At 37.0% G+C, this 16,881-nt stretch carries 15 protein-coding genes and 1 pseudogene; 7 read left to right on the forward strand and 9 right to left on the reverse strand.

What is annotated here, in order from left to right; all coding sequences use genetic code 11:
* Positions 1-141: 141 nt before the first annotated feature.
* Both CSV60_RS12370 and CSV60_RS12375 read right to left on the reverse strand, forming a co-directional pair.
* Positions 142-528 carry an HsmA family protein gene (locus tag CSV60_RS12370; RefSeq protein WP_099627268.1) on the reverse strand — a complete coding sequence of 129 codons (387 nt, stop codon included), beginning with the start codon at positions 526-528 and terminating at the stop codon, positions 142-144.
* A gap of 291 nt (positions 529-819) precedes the next feature.
* Positions 820-2,202: an aspartate aminotransferase family protein gene (locus CSV60_RS12375; protein WP_099627267.1), complete on the reverse strand. Its 1,383-nt coding sequence runs from the start codon at positions 2,200-2,202 to the stop codon at positions 820-822.
* A 252-nt stretch (positions 2,203-2,454) separates the two neighbouring features.
* Between CSV60_RS12375 and glnH the strand changes: the two genes are divergently transcribed.
* The 6 genes from glnH (at position 2,455) to CSV60_RS16260 (ending at position 6,999) form a co-directional block, all read left to right on the forward strand.
* Positions 2,455-3,261: a glutamine ABC transporter substrate-binding protein GlnH gene (gene glnH / locus CSV60_RS12380; protein WP_099627266.1), complete on the forward strand. Its 807-nt coding sequence runs from the start codon at positions 2,455-2,457 to the stop codon at positions 3,259-3,261.
* 74 nt (positions 3,262-3,335) lie between these two features.
* Positions 3,336-4,004 (forward strand): amino acid ABC transporter permease, encoded by a 669-nt coding sequence (locus tag CSV60_RS12385; protein WP_085132774.1) that lies wholly within the window; start codon positions 3,336-3,338, stop codon positions 4,002-4,004.
* Complete coding sequence (locus tag CSV60_RS12390; protein WP_099627265.1) at positions 4,001-4,723, forward strand: amino acid ABC transporter ATP-binding protein; 723 nt, start codon at positions 4,001-4,003, stop codon at positions 4,721-4,723. Before CSV60_RS12385 ends, CSV60_RS12390 begins: the two co-directional genes overlap by 4 nt.
* Positions 4,724-4,758: 35 nt before the next feature.
* Positions 4,759-5,547 (forward strand): nitrilase-related carbon-nitrogen hydrolase, encoded by a 789-nt coding sequence (locus CSV60_RS12395; RefSeq protein WP_233189623.1) that lies wholly within the window; start codon positions 4,759-4,761, stop codon positions 5,545-5,547.
* 26 nt (positions 5,548-5,573) lie between these two features.
* Entirely contained in the window at positions 5,574-6,446 is an 873-nt protein-coding gene (locus CSV60_RS12400; protein ID WP_099627264.1) for a MurR/RpiR family transcriptional regulator, read from the forward strand.
* A gap of 265 nt (positions 6,447-6,711) precedes the next feature.
* Positions 6,712-6,999: a BCCT family transporter gene (locus CSV60_RS16260; RefSeq protein ID WP_099627263.1), complete on the forward strand. Its 288-nt coding sequence runs from the start codon at positions 6,712-6,714 to the stop codon at positions 6,997-6,999.
* A 68-nt stretch (positions 7,000-7,067) separates the two neighbouring features.
* Here CSV60_RS16260 and CSV60_RS12410 read toward each other — a convergent pair whose 3' ends face one another.
* From CSV60_RS12410 to CSV60_RS12440, 7 genes are all read right to left on the reverse strand, one after another.
* A complete protein-coding gene (locus CSV60_RS12410) occupies positions 7,068-7,289 on the reverse strand; it encodes a hypothetical protein (RefSeq protein WP_099627262.1) in 222 nt (73 codons plus the stop codon).
* 764 nt (positions 7,290-8,053) lie between these two features.
* Positions 8,054-8,611: a competence protein ComK gene (locus tag CSV60_RS12415; protein WP_099627261.1), complete on the reverse strand. Its 558-nt coding sequence runs from the start codon at positions 8,609-8,611 to the stop codon at positions 8,054-8,056.
* A 146-nt stretch (positions 8,612-8,757) separates the two neighbouring features.
* A complete protein-coding gene (locus tag CSV60_RS12420) occupies positions 8,758-9,801 on the reverse strand; it encodes a DNA sulfur modification protein DndB (protein ID WP_099637207.1) in 1,044 nt (347 codons plus the stop codon).
* Positions 9,791-10,897 carry a DNA sulfur modification protein DndB gene (locus tag CSV60_RS12425; protein WP_099637208.1) on the reverse strand — a complete coding sequence of 369 codons (1,107 nt, stop codon included), beginning with the start codon at positions 10,895-10,897 and terminating at the stop codon, positions 9,791-9,793. Before CSV60_RS12425 ends, CSV60_RS12420 begins: the two co-directional genes overlap by 11 nt.
* 389 nt (positions 10,898-11,286) lie before the next feature.
* Positions 11,287-11,538 (reverse strand): hypothetical protein, encoded by a 252-nt coding sequence (locus tag CSV60_RS12430; RefSeq protein WP_099637209.1) that lies wholly within the window; start codon positions 11,536-11,538, stop codon positions 11,287-11,289.
* Between the two features lie 286 nt (positions 11,539-11,824).
* A complete protein-coding gene (locus CSV60_RS12435; protein ID WP_099637210.1) occupies positions 11,825-13,105 on the reverse strand; it encodes a nucleotide sugar dehydrogenase in 1,281 nt (426 codons plus the stop codon).
* Positions 13,106-13,253: 148 nt separating this feature from the next.
* A complete protein-coding gene (locus CSV60_RS12440) occupies positions 13,254-14,387 on the reverse strand; it encodes an O-antigen ligase family protein (RefSeq protein ID WP_099637211.1) in 1,134 nt (377 codons plus the stop codon).
* A gap of 1,269 nt (positions 14,388-15,656) precedes the next feature.
* Between CSV60_RS12440 and CSV60_RS12445 the strand changes: the two are divergent.
* Positions 15,657-16,794 (forward strand): annotated as a pseudogene (locus CSV60_RS12445) (IS3 family transposase).
* Positions 16,795-16,881 lie beyond the last annotated feature (87 nt).

Consider the following 16,881-nt stretch of genomic DNA (forward strand, 5'->3'; position numbering starts at 1 on the left):
CAAAGAAATACGTAGCCAAAAACGCTTAGGTTATTTGTCTCCCGAAGCATTCCTGGCTAGGTATTTGGAAAGTGCATAACACACACAATTGTACATAAACTTTCGTGTCCATTTTTAAGGGGCTTGACTACTGGCACCGATTCAAATAACCCCAATCCCAAGCAAAATACCCAGCACAAACGAAATAACCCAAAGCGTCCATACACCTAAACTAAACTTGTGAAATTGTCGCTTCGCTTTTTCATCGCCTTTGTTATAGACCCAAATCGCCCATACCAAGTGAAAAGCCATTAATACAAGTGCGGCACCACCCGTAATTTGATGAAGTCCAAATGTCGAACCTCCGTCTTGCGTAGCAATTCGGTTCATAAGCGTAGTGCCGATCGTATCGAATATCAGCCCACCTACAAAGAATATTAGATGTTTAAATTGAATCGTACCACTGATTTTCTCACCGAATACGCCAATACTATATAAAATGAGAGCGACTACCATTGCAGACGATGCAACCATTAATAATGTACTCATGTTCTTCATCTCCATTCATTCTGTATAGTTATATCCTATACGGCGAATATGAACAGAAGATAAACTATTTCGAAATATTGAAACTATATTTTCAACTCTATCTAATTGCCAAGTAATTGTGTGAGAATTGTGTGGGGACCTGGTACCCTGGCTGTTTCATTATAGAAAAAACTTTTAATACGAACACAGCCGCCACTTTAAAAATGGCGACTGCGTTTAATATATGTTGAATTGTAGAAAAGGCATATGCGTAAAAAACAGCCATACATGCATTCAATCCGAAATGACATATTAAAATAATTTATTCAACGTTAATTTGAACGCTTCCAACGTCTTGTCAATTTCTTTCATTCCATGAACGGTAGATAGACTATAACGATTGAGAGGCTTTGTATAAACTCCCTTAGTTAATAAGTGATAATCAATTTCCTTTCGTAATGCGAAATTAGATTCTTGTAAATCTCGATAATTATGAACGTTCTCTTTCTCTGTAATAATAATATTGAAGATTGACCCCATACCTATCGTTTGTACATTAATTCCTTTTTGTGAAAACAAGTCACAAATTCCGGATTTTAATTGTTCTGTACTTTTGAAAACATGTTGAATTTCTTCTTCAAGCACATCAATCGTCGCCAAACCGGCCGCAAGAATAGTAGGATGTCCATTGTAAGTACCACTATGGAATAGCACATCTTTTGCTCCCGATTTTTTGCTTTGACTATTATCGAAAACATCTGAAGCTGCCGTAGGTGCGCTCATTTCCATTATTTCTTTCTTACCACCGATAATTCCTACTGGGAACCCTCCACCAACAACTTTCCCCAACGTTGTCAAATCGGGTGTAATACCGTAAATCTCCTGTGCTCCACCCAGTCCCAAACGAAAGCCTGTCTTTACTTCATCGAATATTAGAAGAATGCCTAGTTTCTCAGTAATTACCCGCAAACCATCCATAAATTCCTGTTCAGCAGGAATGAATCCACCCTGTATTGGCTCTAAAATAACAGCCGCGATTTCATCTTTATGTTTCGTTAAAATTTCTGTTGTTGCTTCCAAGTCATTAAAAGGCAATATAACAGTATGTTCCTTGTGATAAGGATCTACACCTTTTGACTCCGCAATAGCATTCGGTCTCTTTGCCGGTCCCGCTTCGTTAACGGAAGGATTCACACTAAGTAAAACCTGATCATACCCTCCGTGGTAGTGACCTTCAAATTTTGCGATTTTATACTTTTCTGTATAAGCATATGCCATCCGGATGGAAAGTAAGGTTGCTTCTGTTCCTGAATTCGTATAGCGCAGCTTTTCAATACTTGGATACAATTCTTTAATTTTCTGCCCCATTTTGACTTCCAAATGGTGTGGGGTGCCAAATAGTAACGTTCCCTCTTCTTCAAGCTGGTTACGAATTCCTTCTAATACTTTAGGATGTCCGTGACCTGTCATCAATGCACCATAGGATAGAAGATAATCTATATATTCGTTTCCATCCAAGTCTGTCAGGTATGCACCAGAACCTTTTTTCATTATAAGTGGGTACGGTTCAAAAAATTTAATATTCGCAGTGACACCTCCTGGCATAACTTCCTTTGAGGTTTTCGAAAACTCCAACGACTTAGGGGTCATTTTTTTATACTCTTCAATTCCGGAAAGAACTTTATTTTGCGACATAGTTTTCACCCTTTTAGAATTTTTTATTTCATTTTTTATATAAATGAAATATTTATTTCAACTATACATAACCCAATGCATATTGTAAACAAATAAAAAGATTATTTTAACTATTTAATACAAAGAGTTTTATTAATATATTGTCAATATGAAATAAATAATTTTTACATTCTGTTTTATGAAATAAACATTGCACATTAAGCGGGATTAGAATATTATGAATACTACAACTAATTTAGAGGAGGAAATAAAATGCAAAAAAGAACTTTTATAAATGTAATAGCAGGTACAGCATTAGCTAGCAGCTTACTATTGTTTGGCTGTAGTTCAGACAAAAGCTCTTCAGAAACATCAGCAAAAGAACCATCAGAAAAAAAGGTATTGATAGTAGGGACAGACACTAGTTACGTACCTTTTGAGTTTTTAGATCAAGAATCAGGTGAGTACGTTGGATTTGATATTGACTTATTGAAAGCGGTTTCAGAAGAAGCTGGATTTGAATATGAACTTAAACCGATGGATTTCACAGGTATTATTCCCGCACTTCAAACGAAAAATTTAGACTTAGCTATCGCTGGAATTACTATAAAACCAGAACGTGAAGCGATTATTGACTTCAGCGCACCGTATTATGATGCGGGAACTGCTATTCTTGTCAGAGAAGATGAAACCGAAATACAAAGTGTAGCCGATTTAAAAGGTAAAGTTGTTGCCACAAAACAAGGAACATCCAGCTATGATTATGCATCTGAAATTGAAGGACTAAAAGACTTAGTACCCTTCCCCAACATAGACCAAGCCTATATGGAACTTGAAAAAGGTTCTGCAGATGCTGTCATTTTCGATTTACCAAACATTCAATATTACATTAAAACGAATGGACAAGGTAAAGTGAAAACAATAGGTGATTTACTTGAAGGTCAATCATTCGGAATTGCAATGCCTAAAGGCAGTGAACTAAAGGAAGATGTTGATAACGCTTTAACAACATTGATGGAAAATGGAAAGTATGAAGAATTGTATAAAGAATGGTTTGGAGAAGCACTACCTAAAAAATAAGATCGACCAACAGAGAGTATATAGTTATTTCTACATTACGTTTATACAAAGTTAGTTGAAAGGAGTGATAGTTTATGAATACTGGTTTCACACTGGACTGGTCATTTGCAATTGAAGCTTTGCCTTTTTTACTTAAAGGAATGAAATATACCGTCCTCATTGCAATTGTCGGTATTTTGATTGGTTTCATCATTGGTATAGTCGTTGGATTAGGGAGGCTTTCCAAAAGTAAAATCCTCTTTAGTTTATCCACTGTCTATGTAGAAATTATACGTGGAACCCCAATCATGGTTCAGGCACTTTATATTTATTTTGCATTACCGTTGATGTTGGGCATTAAAATTGACCCACTTGTAGCTGGTGTCGTAACTATCGCACTGAACGCAGGTGCATATATTGCAGAAATAGTTCGTGGAGCAGTTGAAGGTGTAGATAATGGACAAATAGAAGCTGGAAGATCCCTTGGTCTTACAAAACTTCAAACTTTATACCGGATTACATGGCCACAGGCATTTAGACGAATGATTCCGCCATTAGGCAATCAGTTCATCATTAGTCTCAAAGATACATCTTTACTAACAGTAATTGGAGTAGGTGAACTTACGCGTCAGGGAACGATTGTAGTTTCTTCTAACTTCCGTGCCGTTGAAGTGTATACTGCAGTTGCAGTTTTATACTTAGTGCTCACTCTCTCCATTTCAATAGGTTTACGTTTTGTTGAAAGGAGGTTGCATGTTAAATGATACAAGTGAATGATTTACATAAATACTACGGTGAATTAGAAGTATTGAAGGGTATTTCATGCGATATTAAACCTAAAGAGGTAATTTCAATAATCGGACCATCCGGCTCTGGAAAAAGTACTTTTCTTCGTTGTTTGAATTTATTAGAGGAAGTTACATCAGGTGAAATTCTGATCGAAGAGGTTTCCCTAACTGATAAAAAAACAAATATTAATAAAATACGCAGTGAGGTGGGCATGGTGTTTCAACAATTCAACCTCTTCCCCCACATGACCGTTATTGAAAATATCATATTAGCTCCCATGATCGTTAGTAAAAAAAACAAGGCAGATGCCCATGAAAATGCTATAAAACTACTTGAAAAAGTGGGTCTTGCCGACAAAGCAAATGTATACCCTGAGAAACTTTCCGGTGGTCAAAAACAGCGTGTCGCGATTGCACGCAGTCTTGCAATGAATCCGAAAATCATGTTGTTCGATGAACCGACTTCAGCCTTAGATCCTGAATTGGTAGGCGAAGTATTAGAAGTGATGAAAGATCTAGCTAAAAGTGGAATGACTATGGTGGTTGTAACACATGAAATGGATTTTGCCCGTGACGTATGTGATCGTGTTATATTCTTCGACCAGGGTATCATTATGGAGCAAGGTCCTCCTGAAAAGATATTCACTAATCCTGAAAATGAACGAACAAAATCTTTTTTACGTAAAGTGTTATAATATAATAGAAAAAGGAAGTGTTTGGATTGGTTAAAGTGGCTGCCCTGCAAATGCATTCAAAGCCCAATCTTAGGGAGGAAAATATAACTCAAGCAATGGCTATGATTTCCGAAGCTGCAAGCCAAGGAGCAAAGCTCATTGTATTGCCCGAACTATGGATAAGCGGCTATTATTTATCAACAGAAGAATTTACTGCTTTTGCTGAAACACCTCAAGGTAAGACAATATCTCTTTTCCAGGAAGCGGCAGCAGAACATAACATCTTACTCGTCGTTCCATTCGTGGAAAAAGAAGGCGGTAATATTTACATTTCCACCGCTGTAATTGAGAATACAGGCGAATTATTAACCACCTACAGGAAGTCCTTCCTCTGGGGAAGAGAAAAGAACCATTTCGCAGCAGGTGAACGAAAATACAATGTTATTCACACATCTATTGGCAATATCGGTATTCTAATCTGCGCAGATATTGAGTTCCCTGAGCCAAGTCGGATTTTAGCTTTACAAGGAACACAACTTATTATTTGCCCTTCTGTCTGGAGTATTCCAGCGCAATCTAGATGGGATATCCAATTACCAGCTCGTGCATTAGATAACACAGTGTTTGTACTTGGTGTAAATACAGTCCACGAAGGTAGCTGTGGTAAAAGTAAGCTCGTCGCACCAAATGGAGAAGTCCTAACTGAATCGCCTTCTGACGAGGAACACATCCTGATTTATGATATGGACCTTTCCCTCATCAGTCAAACGAGAAGTGTTGTCCCATATCTCGATGACTTGGATCGCAGCTTACTACCAGGCAAGGATCCAATCGTTAATTACTAAAATACAGCTCAAGGATTTGAACGAGTATGAACAAAACAAATGTTTTTCAACATGTCGCTGAAAATATTACTCAATTAAGCAAATCGCATAGAAAAATTGCGAACTATATATTAAAAAACGTTAATACTGTACCCTTTTTCAATGTAGCAGAATTGGCTGCAAAAGCTAGCGTAAGTGAAGCTACCGTTGTGAGGTTTGCCACAGCACTGGACTACTCAGGCTATCCGGAATTGCAAAAGCAAATGCAAAACTCCGTCAAGGAACAACTAACTACAACCGAACGGCTTAAGATGTCTTCCAATGTGTATGACGATAAAGAGCAGGCAATCTATGACATTTTCAATGATGATATTAATAATATAAGGGCGTCTCTAGAGTCTTTGGATATTAAATCCTTTCATAAAGCTGCCGATCTTCTTCTTAATGCAAATAAAATCTATATTTCTGCAAATAGAAGTACGGCTTCACTTGGAATATTCTTGCACTATTATTTAAATATCATTCTGGATAACTCTGAAATACTGGGTTCGTTTGAAATTATTCCTGAACAACTTCATTCACTCACTAGCAAAGATGTTGTGGTCGGGATAAGTTTTTCACGTTATTCCAGCAGTACAATTAACACTATTGCGTTTGCAAAAGAGATGGGAGCCAGTACTATTGCGATTACTGATAACTTGTTGTCTCCCCTTCTGCCCTATTCGGATATTACATTGACTGCTTCCAGTGATATGCCATCGTTCATCGATTCTTTCACAGCACCTTTAAGCTTGATTAATGCTCTAATTGTCTATTTAGGTAAAGAACGTGAAGAGAATGTTGAACAACGGCTCAATCAAATGGAAGACATATGGGGTAAGTTCGGAGTCTTTTATAAAAGAGATTTGTCGAATGATTAACATGAGCGCAGGAATAAACAAGAACGTACAAAGGTTTGGTGTACAGGCATCTTGAAACTACTTAATTACTTAGTGCGAATGTACAAATTCTTAGTAAAGCAAAAAGAGTCTTCTGATGATGAGTTTCTCAGTCATCAGAAGACTTTTCTTTTTGCAACTCATTAAGTGCATACATGAGCCATTTCGTTTCCATAAGCTCAGGTATAGGGCCTTTGCAAATAATGCGCTGAATATGTTTATATTACTTAAATAACTGCCATTTACGATGTTTATGAGTATCATAAACATTATTTTATTTGCTTTGCTCTTCATTACGAATACAGAGACAGTTACATTTGTATTGGCAATACTGAGCAAAAATGGAGACTTGTATCCCGACAAAAAAGTTAAAGCAACGTGGGGAATTTATATGGCCATAGTGATAAGTCTTCTACTAGTAACAGGCGATTTGTCCATTATTCTAACGTTGGCGATCATCACCTTGTTCCCACTAACTATATGTGGCAACATGGTACCTACTTTTGCCGCCAGTATCGACAAACCTTCCAAGTAGACTAGCAATCAAAAAAACCCATGTCCATGAAGACATAGGCTGCACATAATTTAGTTTATTTACCCATCTTAGAAACGAATGTCTGCAAAACCTGTGAAGTCTACGTCTACAGGAATAGAATCCTCCACCATCAAGTCACGTAATGCAGTTAATGTAATGGATACATCAACATCTAATAGCTCTTCATCGTCATAGTCAGCTTTTAAAGAAGGGACATTCCTAACAACATATAAACTATCCTCAATTTGCCAATGAATGTCTTTCTTTAGCAAAGTTGTTTCCCGGTCCATTGACTGAACCTCCCTGTTTATGATTAGCATGTGAAGTCTCCCCTTTCATTAAAACTGCCCTTACGTCTATGATTTTAATCATCTACAATTACTTATCCAGCAATTCTTGGTTCATTTAACTTACTTCTTATTTTGTTTTTGCACTATTTTACGTCGAAGTTCAGCCATTTGATCTGTTTAATTTTCATCCTGGCAAAGACTTTGAGTAAGGGATAATAGATATCTTCTTCCGCGTACAAATCTAAAGCTGATTGGCAGTACAATCGTGCGTTTCCTTCGTGCCGTTAATGGGTATGCTAGTGAACTATGCCCTATAAACTGGGCTTTCAAAACATTGTCTGTGTCCGTTAGCCATTGAATGGTCTCTATTACTTTGGGCAATTTGTTAGAACCTGTCTTTTCTAGCATTCTTTCATGAGAATGCATTGTGATTACTACTTTTCTATGCTTATAAATTCATCGGCAGTTTTGCCAAAGATAATCCTAGCTTTAAATAGTAATACCCTGCTCATCTGTGTAGTTGTAAGATCAGATAGATCAATGCCTACACGATCTTCTTTCATCAACTTATATCTAGTACATACAGAAGCTATCTCATTAATCTCCACTATTTGATGATTTTCAAGTGAGAGTATCTAAAAAACTCTATACTATTAGAAAGAACTACTAGGCTCAGAAAATGCCAGTACTTGCGATACATCCTTACCGGTTACCCGGTAATCAGATCTCTCATGTTCATGCGCATACTTCTTGAACTACTCCATTCAATCCAGTTCCATACTATAGTTCCTGTCACTCGTATCCCGATTAATCAAATACGTCGCAGACTGCGGACTCTCACATACCATCAGTGACTCTGTCCTTCTGTCCATTGCGTGCTTCAGCCTGCAAGCCCGTACGTATTTGCCTTCAAAATTTGTATACGAAATGTTTGCAATAAAGTATTCACCATTATCGAACATAACACGTGTTTGTTTTTTATTCAGACGATGATAGCTGTGGATTCGTTGCAATGCAAACCATGCGCAATCTGGTCGAGACGGTGAGTAAAGGGGAAACCAATACATATTCAGCTTCTCACTGACTATAACGGGTATCATGGCGAATCTTCCGCCTAAAATGACACGTGATCCATCCCACGCACCGCGCAAACTGGATCCATGGTAACGAATGTTTTGGTCCACTAAATCTGTTGGCTTGAAATCAACCTGTATCAACTCTTTGTTTTCCATCACCACTGACTGCAGTTTACCTACCTCATTGTACATAGGATAAATCATGCATGTTGCTTTTGTCATCATAAAGTTCGTTTCGACTTTCATTGTGTTGCCTCCTTTTTTCTTAATTGCTTTTGTAATCAATAAAAAAAGAGTATACTATCTATAGATTGGTAGCATACTCCAATCGGTAATCCCCGAGTGAGTCTGAGGAGACTAGCTAACACTCGGGGATTTTTTCCTGCCAGTACCTACTCACCTCCTTCAAGGCGCAACCAGTTAATCAATGCCTGATTGTTTTTCTTATTGTGTGTAAGATAATAAAATTTGTCCTTACCTCTCACATCGCCATCGAATTTCTTCCAAATATCTTGCTTTGGTGACCAGTTTACATGGGACAGCTTTCGCATACGCTCCTGAATCGTTTGCTGTTTCACTGCGTACGTTTCGTTTTCCACTCCACTGTAGGCATACTGAGTTATTGCTGACAATACTGAATAGCTTGCCAACATAGATACCGTATAGTCTCCTATCGTTTTCGCATCTTGCAAATTGAACAATTCGTCAAACCATGTCATCAGTAGTTCGTAAGTTTCTTCCACTTCTCCTGTATTCTCACTGTGCATCGCAATCTTTCCGCTCACTACTTTACCTGTCATAAAATAGCCAACCAATCGTCTCAATTGCGACAACGAAACCAAATTCGTATTACGCGGTCTCATGACGGCAGCCTTCTCCAGCTCCACTCCCGCTTTTCGAAGCAACTGATGGCTCTTAAGTAGCCTATTCGTAAGCGAGTTCACTTCATTACGTGAGTCATAAGAAATCCGCTTAGACAAAGACACCTTTTTTCCTTTTGTGTTGAGATCTATGTATAGTTGATCCATTTCTTTTGGCGACAGCCCTTCAAACACTTGCACTGCTACTTCGATTTGATTCAGCATATAATGTAACGTAAAACCTTTCTTCTGCTCCGCTACATCATCACTACTCGTCATGCGAGAGACTGCCGATTCAAGTTGTGTTAGCGCCTTCATACGCTGCGTACCATCAATTATTATCAATGAATCCGGCCGGCCATCTGCAAGACTTCCCGACTCAATTGCCGCAACGATAGGTGGTAGATAAATTTGTTCTTGAATGACATTGTCAAGTATATACCGTCGAATCATCCGAGCCTGCCCCGCATTGACTTCCCTAAGTACCAAACGTTGATCGTCCAGCATTTTCGTCAACTCTTTCACCGTATAGATCACCATGGTCTGTCTTTTGGAAAATATCTCATTAACGATCATTCAAACGCTCCCTTTCCTCACGAATGATCAGTAAAAACTCTAACATCGTCCGCTTAACGGCTGTAGAATTCGAATGATTCCGCACTTGTTTGGATTGCTTATTGTACATATGATCAAAAACCGGATCATCATGTTTCCACGTGCATCTCTTCTTCAACAGTTGCAGTTGCTGAATGGCTTCCATATACGTCAATGACTGCTCTCGCCTTAGCGTAAAGACGGTATAAGCAAGCGCTACTTGAACGCCCGTCACACCACACGCATAGTTCTTCCGGTCCGCCATGCGTTTAGGAAATAGTTGCAACCACGAGGAAAAGAATGCTTCAGCAATAGCCGGTACTTCACTCGCTTTACAACCTTTGTAATACGGATTACCGGTTTTCACCGTCAAGCACCCTTCAAATAACGCAAGCAGACACTTCTTCATCGTAATCAAAGAAGTAATAGACGTGTTCGCTTCCGTGAGCCGCGAACGCACTTGATCGATATCCAGCCGCGTCTTCATTTGCTCTGCTATAGTACGTGTCAGCTCGGTATAGGCGTCTCGTTGATCATACAACAACATGAATCCTGGATGCGCTTCACGTCGTTCGGTATTATAATCCGTAAACAACTGCCGTTCTTCCTGCTGATTCAAATCTAAATAGATTTGCATCGACACAGGATATCCCGCTAGAATTTGAATGAACTTCCGCGACTCCTCAGCTTCCGCCTGATTCCCCGTCTCTTCCGCTGCTTCTTTCTTCGATTTCAACTGACTAATAGCAGAAGCAATCGCAGACATGCGGTGTTGTGCATCCAGGACATAAATACTACATCCCGGCTTCAACACGAAGCCACCATCTATTTCTTGTATATTTCCTCGACTAGAGAACACAAAAGGTGAAAAGTAAAACGGCTCCCCTTTTTCCAAACTATCGAGTATGAAATCTCGAATATCCCTACGCTTCTTCGGGTCCAATTGCCTTTGCACTTCATGGTCTACTTCGAACATTGCCTCCAGCATGGAAAAGTGTATTTGAGTGCAAAGAACTTCTTTTCCGAACTGTTTATAACTACTACCACTCATCCGGGTAGTAAGACCTGCATCCAACATGAGTCTTCCTCCCCGTGCCATTTTGATTAGTATAGCGCAAAAATAATGCTTAGTCCACATAATATTCTAACTAGTCGTTTATTTTAGTATGAAATTTATTTTAACTACACATTTTTCTTAGCTCTTGACGAAAAATAGATATCGTGATAAGTCATGTTTTCTTGATTTAAAAAACACTCTACTCAACAGGTTTAATCTGTTGAGTAGAGTGTTGGGGTTTGACACATTGTTTTATTTTATATTTAAATTGAACCACGTGTTAATGTACTATATAATTTCGTGGGTACTGGCTTCCTATTATACTGTCAGTCTTCGTGTAGATCAGTAGCTTCTTTCGTTCTTCTGTTGCTGTAATAGCGTTGATGACTCGTACCATAAAGCCCTGTCGATCACAATACTCTGACCAAGTCTTCATAGTAATGAACAGTGGTCTCAATCCCTAAGAATACACGTGTTAATTGAAACGCTTCAAGCATCAACTCAATTTCCTTCTTCAACAATCGAAACCCTGTTTTAGATCCATCAAATTCGAACGGCCCTCTTAAAATATCTCCAAAGATCGTACAGATCATCACGGTATTCACATACTTAGCAGCATCAACAGCTACAATACAGTACTGGTCAGCCTCCGCGCTTCTCATTTAGCAACTCTAATTACTTCCGTTTCTTCACTGAATATGCTTAAGTGAAGATATAACTATTTTTTAATTCATCTTTTACTGGTGAGGAAAATTTGAAAGTTCTGTGATTGGTACTATCCTATTTCCTGAAAACGATAGTTCCATTATGTTTTCTCAATCTATTTTAAATAATAGGTACGCCTTTTTACAATAATCATAATTGCGTTTAGGTACTTAACTGCATCCACTGCTACGTACAAAACCAATCATCTTCCAACTAACATTTTCACATATTTTGATTGTCTGATTAAGATTCAACAGTAATAAATTTGTTTTTCTCCGCTAAATTCCCGAAATTAACATAAGTAATCTCTTCACTTTTAATAATTAAGCAATTTTTCGTATCCAAAATTCGAGGATATTTCATATTATCTATAATAACTTTCTCATCTAATTCTTTAAACTCATTATGATCAGTTAACACAAGAATACACTCAGCATCTTCAATAGCTTCCGCAAATGAAGAATTTTTAATCTTTAAATTTTCTTGACTGACATGTGGATCATGAATGCCTAGGGAAAATCCAACATCCAATAACTTTTCAACTATATCCATCGCTGGGCTTTCTCGAATATCATCAATATTCCCTTTATAGGTAAGCCCTAAAATAGCGATCTTAGATTTTTGGCTTTCTACGAGTTTCATTACTTGTTCTACCACAAAGTCTGGCATCGAGTTGTTAATTGACCTTGCATTTGATATCAACTGAGATTCAACTGGCGCTTTTTCCATGATGAAATACGGATCAACTGCCAAACAATGGCCACCTACCCCAGGTCCAGGTAAATGAAGGTTTACGCGAGGATGATGATTAGCAAGCCCTATAACTTCCAAGGCGTCTATTCCTAACTTATTAGATATTTTAACTAGTTCATTTGCCAATGCTATATTAACATCACGATATGTGTTCTCCATTAATTTAGACATTTCAGCACTTAATGCTGATGTCTTTAATAACTTACCCGTAACAAATGTTGCATATATTTCCGCTGCGGCATCTGTTGAAGCTTTATTTATACCGCCGATAATACGATCATTTTCAACTACTTCAATTACAATACGTCCAGGCAAAACTCTTTCAGGACAATGTGCCAAATAGATATCTTCACCTACTTGAAATTTACTGGAAGCAAATATAGGTGCAATCACATCATCCATAGTTCGTGGCGGTATGGTTGATTCCACAATAACAGTATCTCCGTTTTTGATAACTCCAAGAATTGTTTCACATGCGTTTTTAACATACTCTAAATTTGCCTTATGTTCATCATTAATCGGAGTTGGAACCGAAATAATAAAGCAATCTGCTTGCTTTACTTTTTCAGATGCTTTTAAATTCCCTTCCTCAACTGCTTTACTTACTAGACTTTCAAGACCAACCTCTTCAATATGGATTGTTCCCTTATTAATTGCATCTACAGCACTTGGATTAATATCCACACCTTGAACATCCCATCCATTATTAGCGAAGACTGCGGCCGTTGGCAATCCAATATAACCAAGCCCAACAACACATATTTTCCTCATTTTCACTCAACCTTTTTAGTTTTTCTAAGATTATTTTAGTCTGTATCTCTTTATTAAAAGTTTCTTAACAACAGTATAACCATTCCCACCTAATTTTGTTTCATTAATTCTATTTCTTTAGTTTTCTTCCCCTATTATTGTAGTTGAATCATTTATACTTTTCACTTTTAAAATTAATTAATAGTGAAATAGTAAACCAATATTCTGGTCTCAACCATACATCTGAACTTACAAGTAATCTTCCTAATGCCAACGCAATTAGTAATGCTACTAATCTAAAGTATTCAACTTTAAAGTTATTATTAATCGCAATAACTTTCTTTATACAGTAAACCCAAATTAAAGACCATATTATTAGCCCAACAATACCTGATTCTAATAGTACTTGAAGAAATATATTATGTGCAGTAAAATCTAAAGTTTTTTGAGCATACCCTATTCCATAACCATATACAGGGTTTTTCGATATTAGTGTCATCAAAGAGCTATATATCCCATCCCTTCCAGAACTAGCTTCTAATAGACTTGTGTCTAGTGTTAAGCGCAGTTTTGCTAATGAATATGATTTTATTCCCATATCAAAATATAGAAAATCTACTACCCTCGAAATGAAATTAAATTTTCCTATAATGTATACTATCAAACCTATAATGACTAAAGTAGATACTTTCTTAATTACCGATATCTTTTTATTAAACACCAAAACTATTAAGACAAATATTAAGACAGCTATAAATGTACCTCTACTACCATAAAGCGACATTAATAAAAATGAAGTTGCAAACAATAGTGTCCAAAACCATTTGTATTTCCCTTTATTCAGCGCAAGCATATAAAATATCAACACTGACGGAATTAGCGCATAACCAAATCGCATATAATTCATTGAATCCAAGAAATTCATAAATGGGAATGGAGCTACCATACAAAAGTTAAAAATCGCCACTTTTATAAATGCATTATTTAAGTTTTTCCAATCTGTGTCTAAACTCCCTAGAATTAGACCAGCAAAACCTTTGGATACAAATCCTAAGTAAATCGCAAGAATTATTAAAGAACTTTCTTGATAGACTAAAGCATTTAGAAAGAAGTATATAGTGAGTATAACAAAAGTATATAAAACATATCTCTTCATTTTAAAACCATTTTTCAGAACAGAAAATATTAATAAACTAAGAGTAAAGACAGCAATTGGCCATTGCGAGTTTACAATAGATGCTATAGGTTGCAGAAAACCAAATTGAAATATGAAAAGGGCCATAATATACGCATTAATTCTCATGGTGTTAGTTGCACTCCTCCTTTCTCTATTTGGATTTATTTACAAATCTATTTCGACTTTTCTTTCATTATCTACTAGTCTTTTTCTGAAATCTTATTTGATTAATGTCTATACTTTAGATTACAACCTATTAAAACGCATGATATCTTCAGACTCTCTTAAAGATATCTGGTCTATTATCACATATGACGTCAGTACTTATTTAGTAGGTACAACTGTTATTTTATACGTCATTCAACTCTTCATTCCATTGATTAACTTTGTATAAAACCGCAAATAAGTGTAAGGATACAACCGATTTAAGCCTATCTCCAATAGTTAGTTAGCAATAATATTTATCAACAATACTAAAGTGCAGTAGAATATTTTCCGGCAAGGTGAGCTAATTCCTTTTGGAGCAATTTAAGAATGAATTGAAGTACATCCGTGGCATAGTAATTTAAATAGGAACTTGAATGGTTTAATGATTCAGAATCTATCAATGATATGATATGATGAATTTTCCAATATCTTCGAAAATCTCCCTACAAACTAAGGGGTAAATCCTTTTGAGTATTTTTCAAGACCCGCTTTCACTTCATAAATTTTTCGTTCTTAAATGATATCAAAAAATTGAGCCTATCCTGTTCTTTTTAAACCACAAAATCATTTATTTCCTAAAGAAGAATTTGGTGATTAAATGCATTTTTTATCAAAACATGACGATAATGTGCTAGATTAGTCGTTTTCCAAGCGTGATTTATATTTGCACAGTAGAGAAATGGGTGTTTCAGCTACGCGTGCAATATGACTATTCCCCATAAATGTCTTGTTTTAAAATGCAGCTACCAATGTTTTTGTATATCACTTTTCAGTGGCGATGAAAAGGTCTTACAAAAAGAATTTCATCGCACATTCCTTATGAGAAATATGGACAATAGGTAACCTCGAGTAAAGATGGTAACCAGACGGAATTAAATGACTGATAATTTAAGTATCCTCACTATGTTTTCAGCATATACGATGTTAAAATTAGACGCGGCAAAGCTGTATATAGTCAACTAATATTATTCTAATGAGAAACCTCTACCCTTCTTTTTTCAGTCATAATAATTCTAACTATAGTAAATAAAGAAATCTTTATAGAATATTAATCCAGTTTTACACCTCACTGTATTATTTGATTATTTACGTAATCCTAACCGATACAGTTACTTTGGAGCTAGTATAGATGTATGGACACAAGTTAGTTAAGTCTCTATCCTAATAAATAAAGAGGATGTGTCCGGAATGAAACAAAAACGTTATAATCAAGAATTTAAAAAACAATTGTCGAACTTTACAGATCTGGCACATCTGTAAGTAATCTCAACCGTGAATACGGTGTATCTGAAATGACCATCTATAAATCGATCAAAGCATATTCCCCTATTATAGATGGAGGCGGTTTGACCTCCGCTGAAATTGTAGAAATCCAAAAGGAAAATTTCCGCCCTCAACAGGAGGTAGAATTCCTAAAAAAGCTATGACCATATTCAAGAAAAAGTGACCGATCAAGAGATTATCAACCAAATCGAACAGGAGAAAGAGAACCATCCTGTTCAAGTTTTGTGTGACGTGCTAGACATACCAAGAAGTACGTACTATCAATCCTTCCATAAAGTGAAATCAACGCACGCAATTGAAAACGAAGCGATTTTAGAGCGCATAAAAATCCTTCATGCGAAGAGTAAAGGCCGCTACGGTGCGCCTAAAATCCATCAAATTCTCAAAAAGGAAGGCTTCACTGTCAGTTTGAAACGTGTTCAGCGCATCATGGAAGCAGAGGGGAATCCGATCTATCATCACGAAGAAATATCGCCCTGCTTCACCAGCTAGCCAAATAGAAGAGCGTGACAACCTATTGGAACAGGATTTTAAAACCACTACAATCAATGAGAAATGGATCGCGGATATCATCTATATCCATACGCTAAATAATGGTTGGTGCTACCTAGCTTCTGTCCTTGACTTACATACGAAGAAAATTGGCGGTTATTCTTTTTCCAAGTCCATGACAACTGAACTCGTCTTACAAGCAGTAACGAACGCAATTGAGGTCCAGAAGTCTGAAGAGGGGCTGATTCTTCACACTGATTTAGGCAGTCAATATACAAGCGAAGACTTTGAAAAAGCAGTAGAAGCAGCGAAAATTGAACACTCTTTCAGTCGAAAAGGCTGCCCTTATGACAACGCCTGCATTGAGTCTTTTCATGCCACATTAAAATAGGAAGAAGTCTATCAAACGACCTATATCGACTTCGAAGCAGCACGAATTGCCCTCTTTCAGTACATTGAATCCTGGTACAACAGAAAACGGATTCATGGGGCGATTGATTACTTAACGCCGCAACAATTAGAGGATCTTTGCAGACAGGTAGCTGCTTGATCGGAGGAAAACACTAGGACTTCGATTCACCCTACCTACACATTTTATGTCCAGGATATTGACATAGATCCACTTTTTTATAATGCT

This window comes from Sporosarcina sp. P7, from assembly GCF_002743425.1.
Lineage (GTDB): Bacteria > Bacillota > Bacilli > Bacillales_A > Planococcaceae > Sporosarcina.

Coding starts and splice junctions, on each gene's coding strand:
- CSV60_RS12390 (WP_099627265.1), top strand. CDS start 4,001: ATGATACAAGTGAATGATTTACATAAATACTACGGTGAATTAGAAGTA.
- CSV60_RS12420 (WP_099637207.1), bottom strand. CDS start 9,801: ATGATCGTTAATGAGATATTTTCCAAAAGACAGACCATGGTGATCTAT.
- CSV60_RS12410 (WP_099627262.1), bottom strand. CDS start 7,289: ATGGACCGGGAAACAACTTTGCTAAAGAAAGACATTCATTGGCAAATT.
- CSV60_RS12385 (WP_085132774.1), top strand. CDS start 3,336: ATGAATACTGGTTTCACACTGGACTGGTCATTTGCAATTGAAGCTTTG.
- CSV60_RS12430 (WP_099637209.1), bottom strand. CDS start 11,538: ATGAGAAGCGCGGAGGCTGACCAGTACTGTATTGTAGCTGTTGATGCT.
- CSV60_RS16260 (WP_099627263.1), top strand. CDS start 6,712: ATGTTTATGAGTATCATAAACATTATTTTATTTGCTTTGCTCTTCATT.
- CSV60_RS12425 (WP_099637208.1), bottom strand. CDS start 10,897: ATGTTGGATGCAGGTCTTACTACCCGGATGAGTGGTAGTAGTTATAAA.
- CSV60_RS12400 (WP_099627264.1), top strand. CDS start 5,574: ATGAACAAAACAAATGTTTTTCAACATGTCGCTGAAAATATTACTCAA.
- CSV60_RS12375 (WP_099627267.1), bottom strand. CDS start 2,202: ATGTCGCAAAATAAAGTTCTTTCCGGAATTGAAGAGTATAAAAAAATG.
- CSV60_RS12415 (WP_099627261.1), bottom strand. CDS start 8,611: ATGAAAGTCGAAACGAACTTTATGATGACAAAAGCAACATGCATGATT.
- CSV60_RS12440 (WP_099637211.1), bottom strand. CDS start 14,387: ATGAGAATTAATGCGTATATTATGGCCCTTTTCATATTTCAATTTGGT.
- CSV60_RS12370 (WP_099627268.1), bottom strand. CDS start 528: ATGAGTACATTATTAATGGTTGCATCGTCTGCAATGGTAGTCGCTCTC.
- CSV60_RS12435 (WP_099637210.1), bottom strand. CDS start 13,105: ATGAGGAAAATATGTGTTGTTGGGCTTGGTTATATTGGATTGCCAACG.
- glnH (WP_099627266.1), top strand. CDS start 2,455: ATGCAAAAAAGAACTTTTATAAATGTAATAGCAGGTACAGCATTAGCT.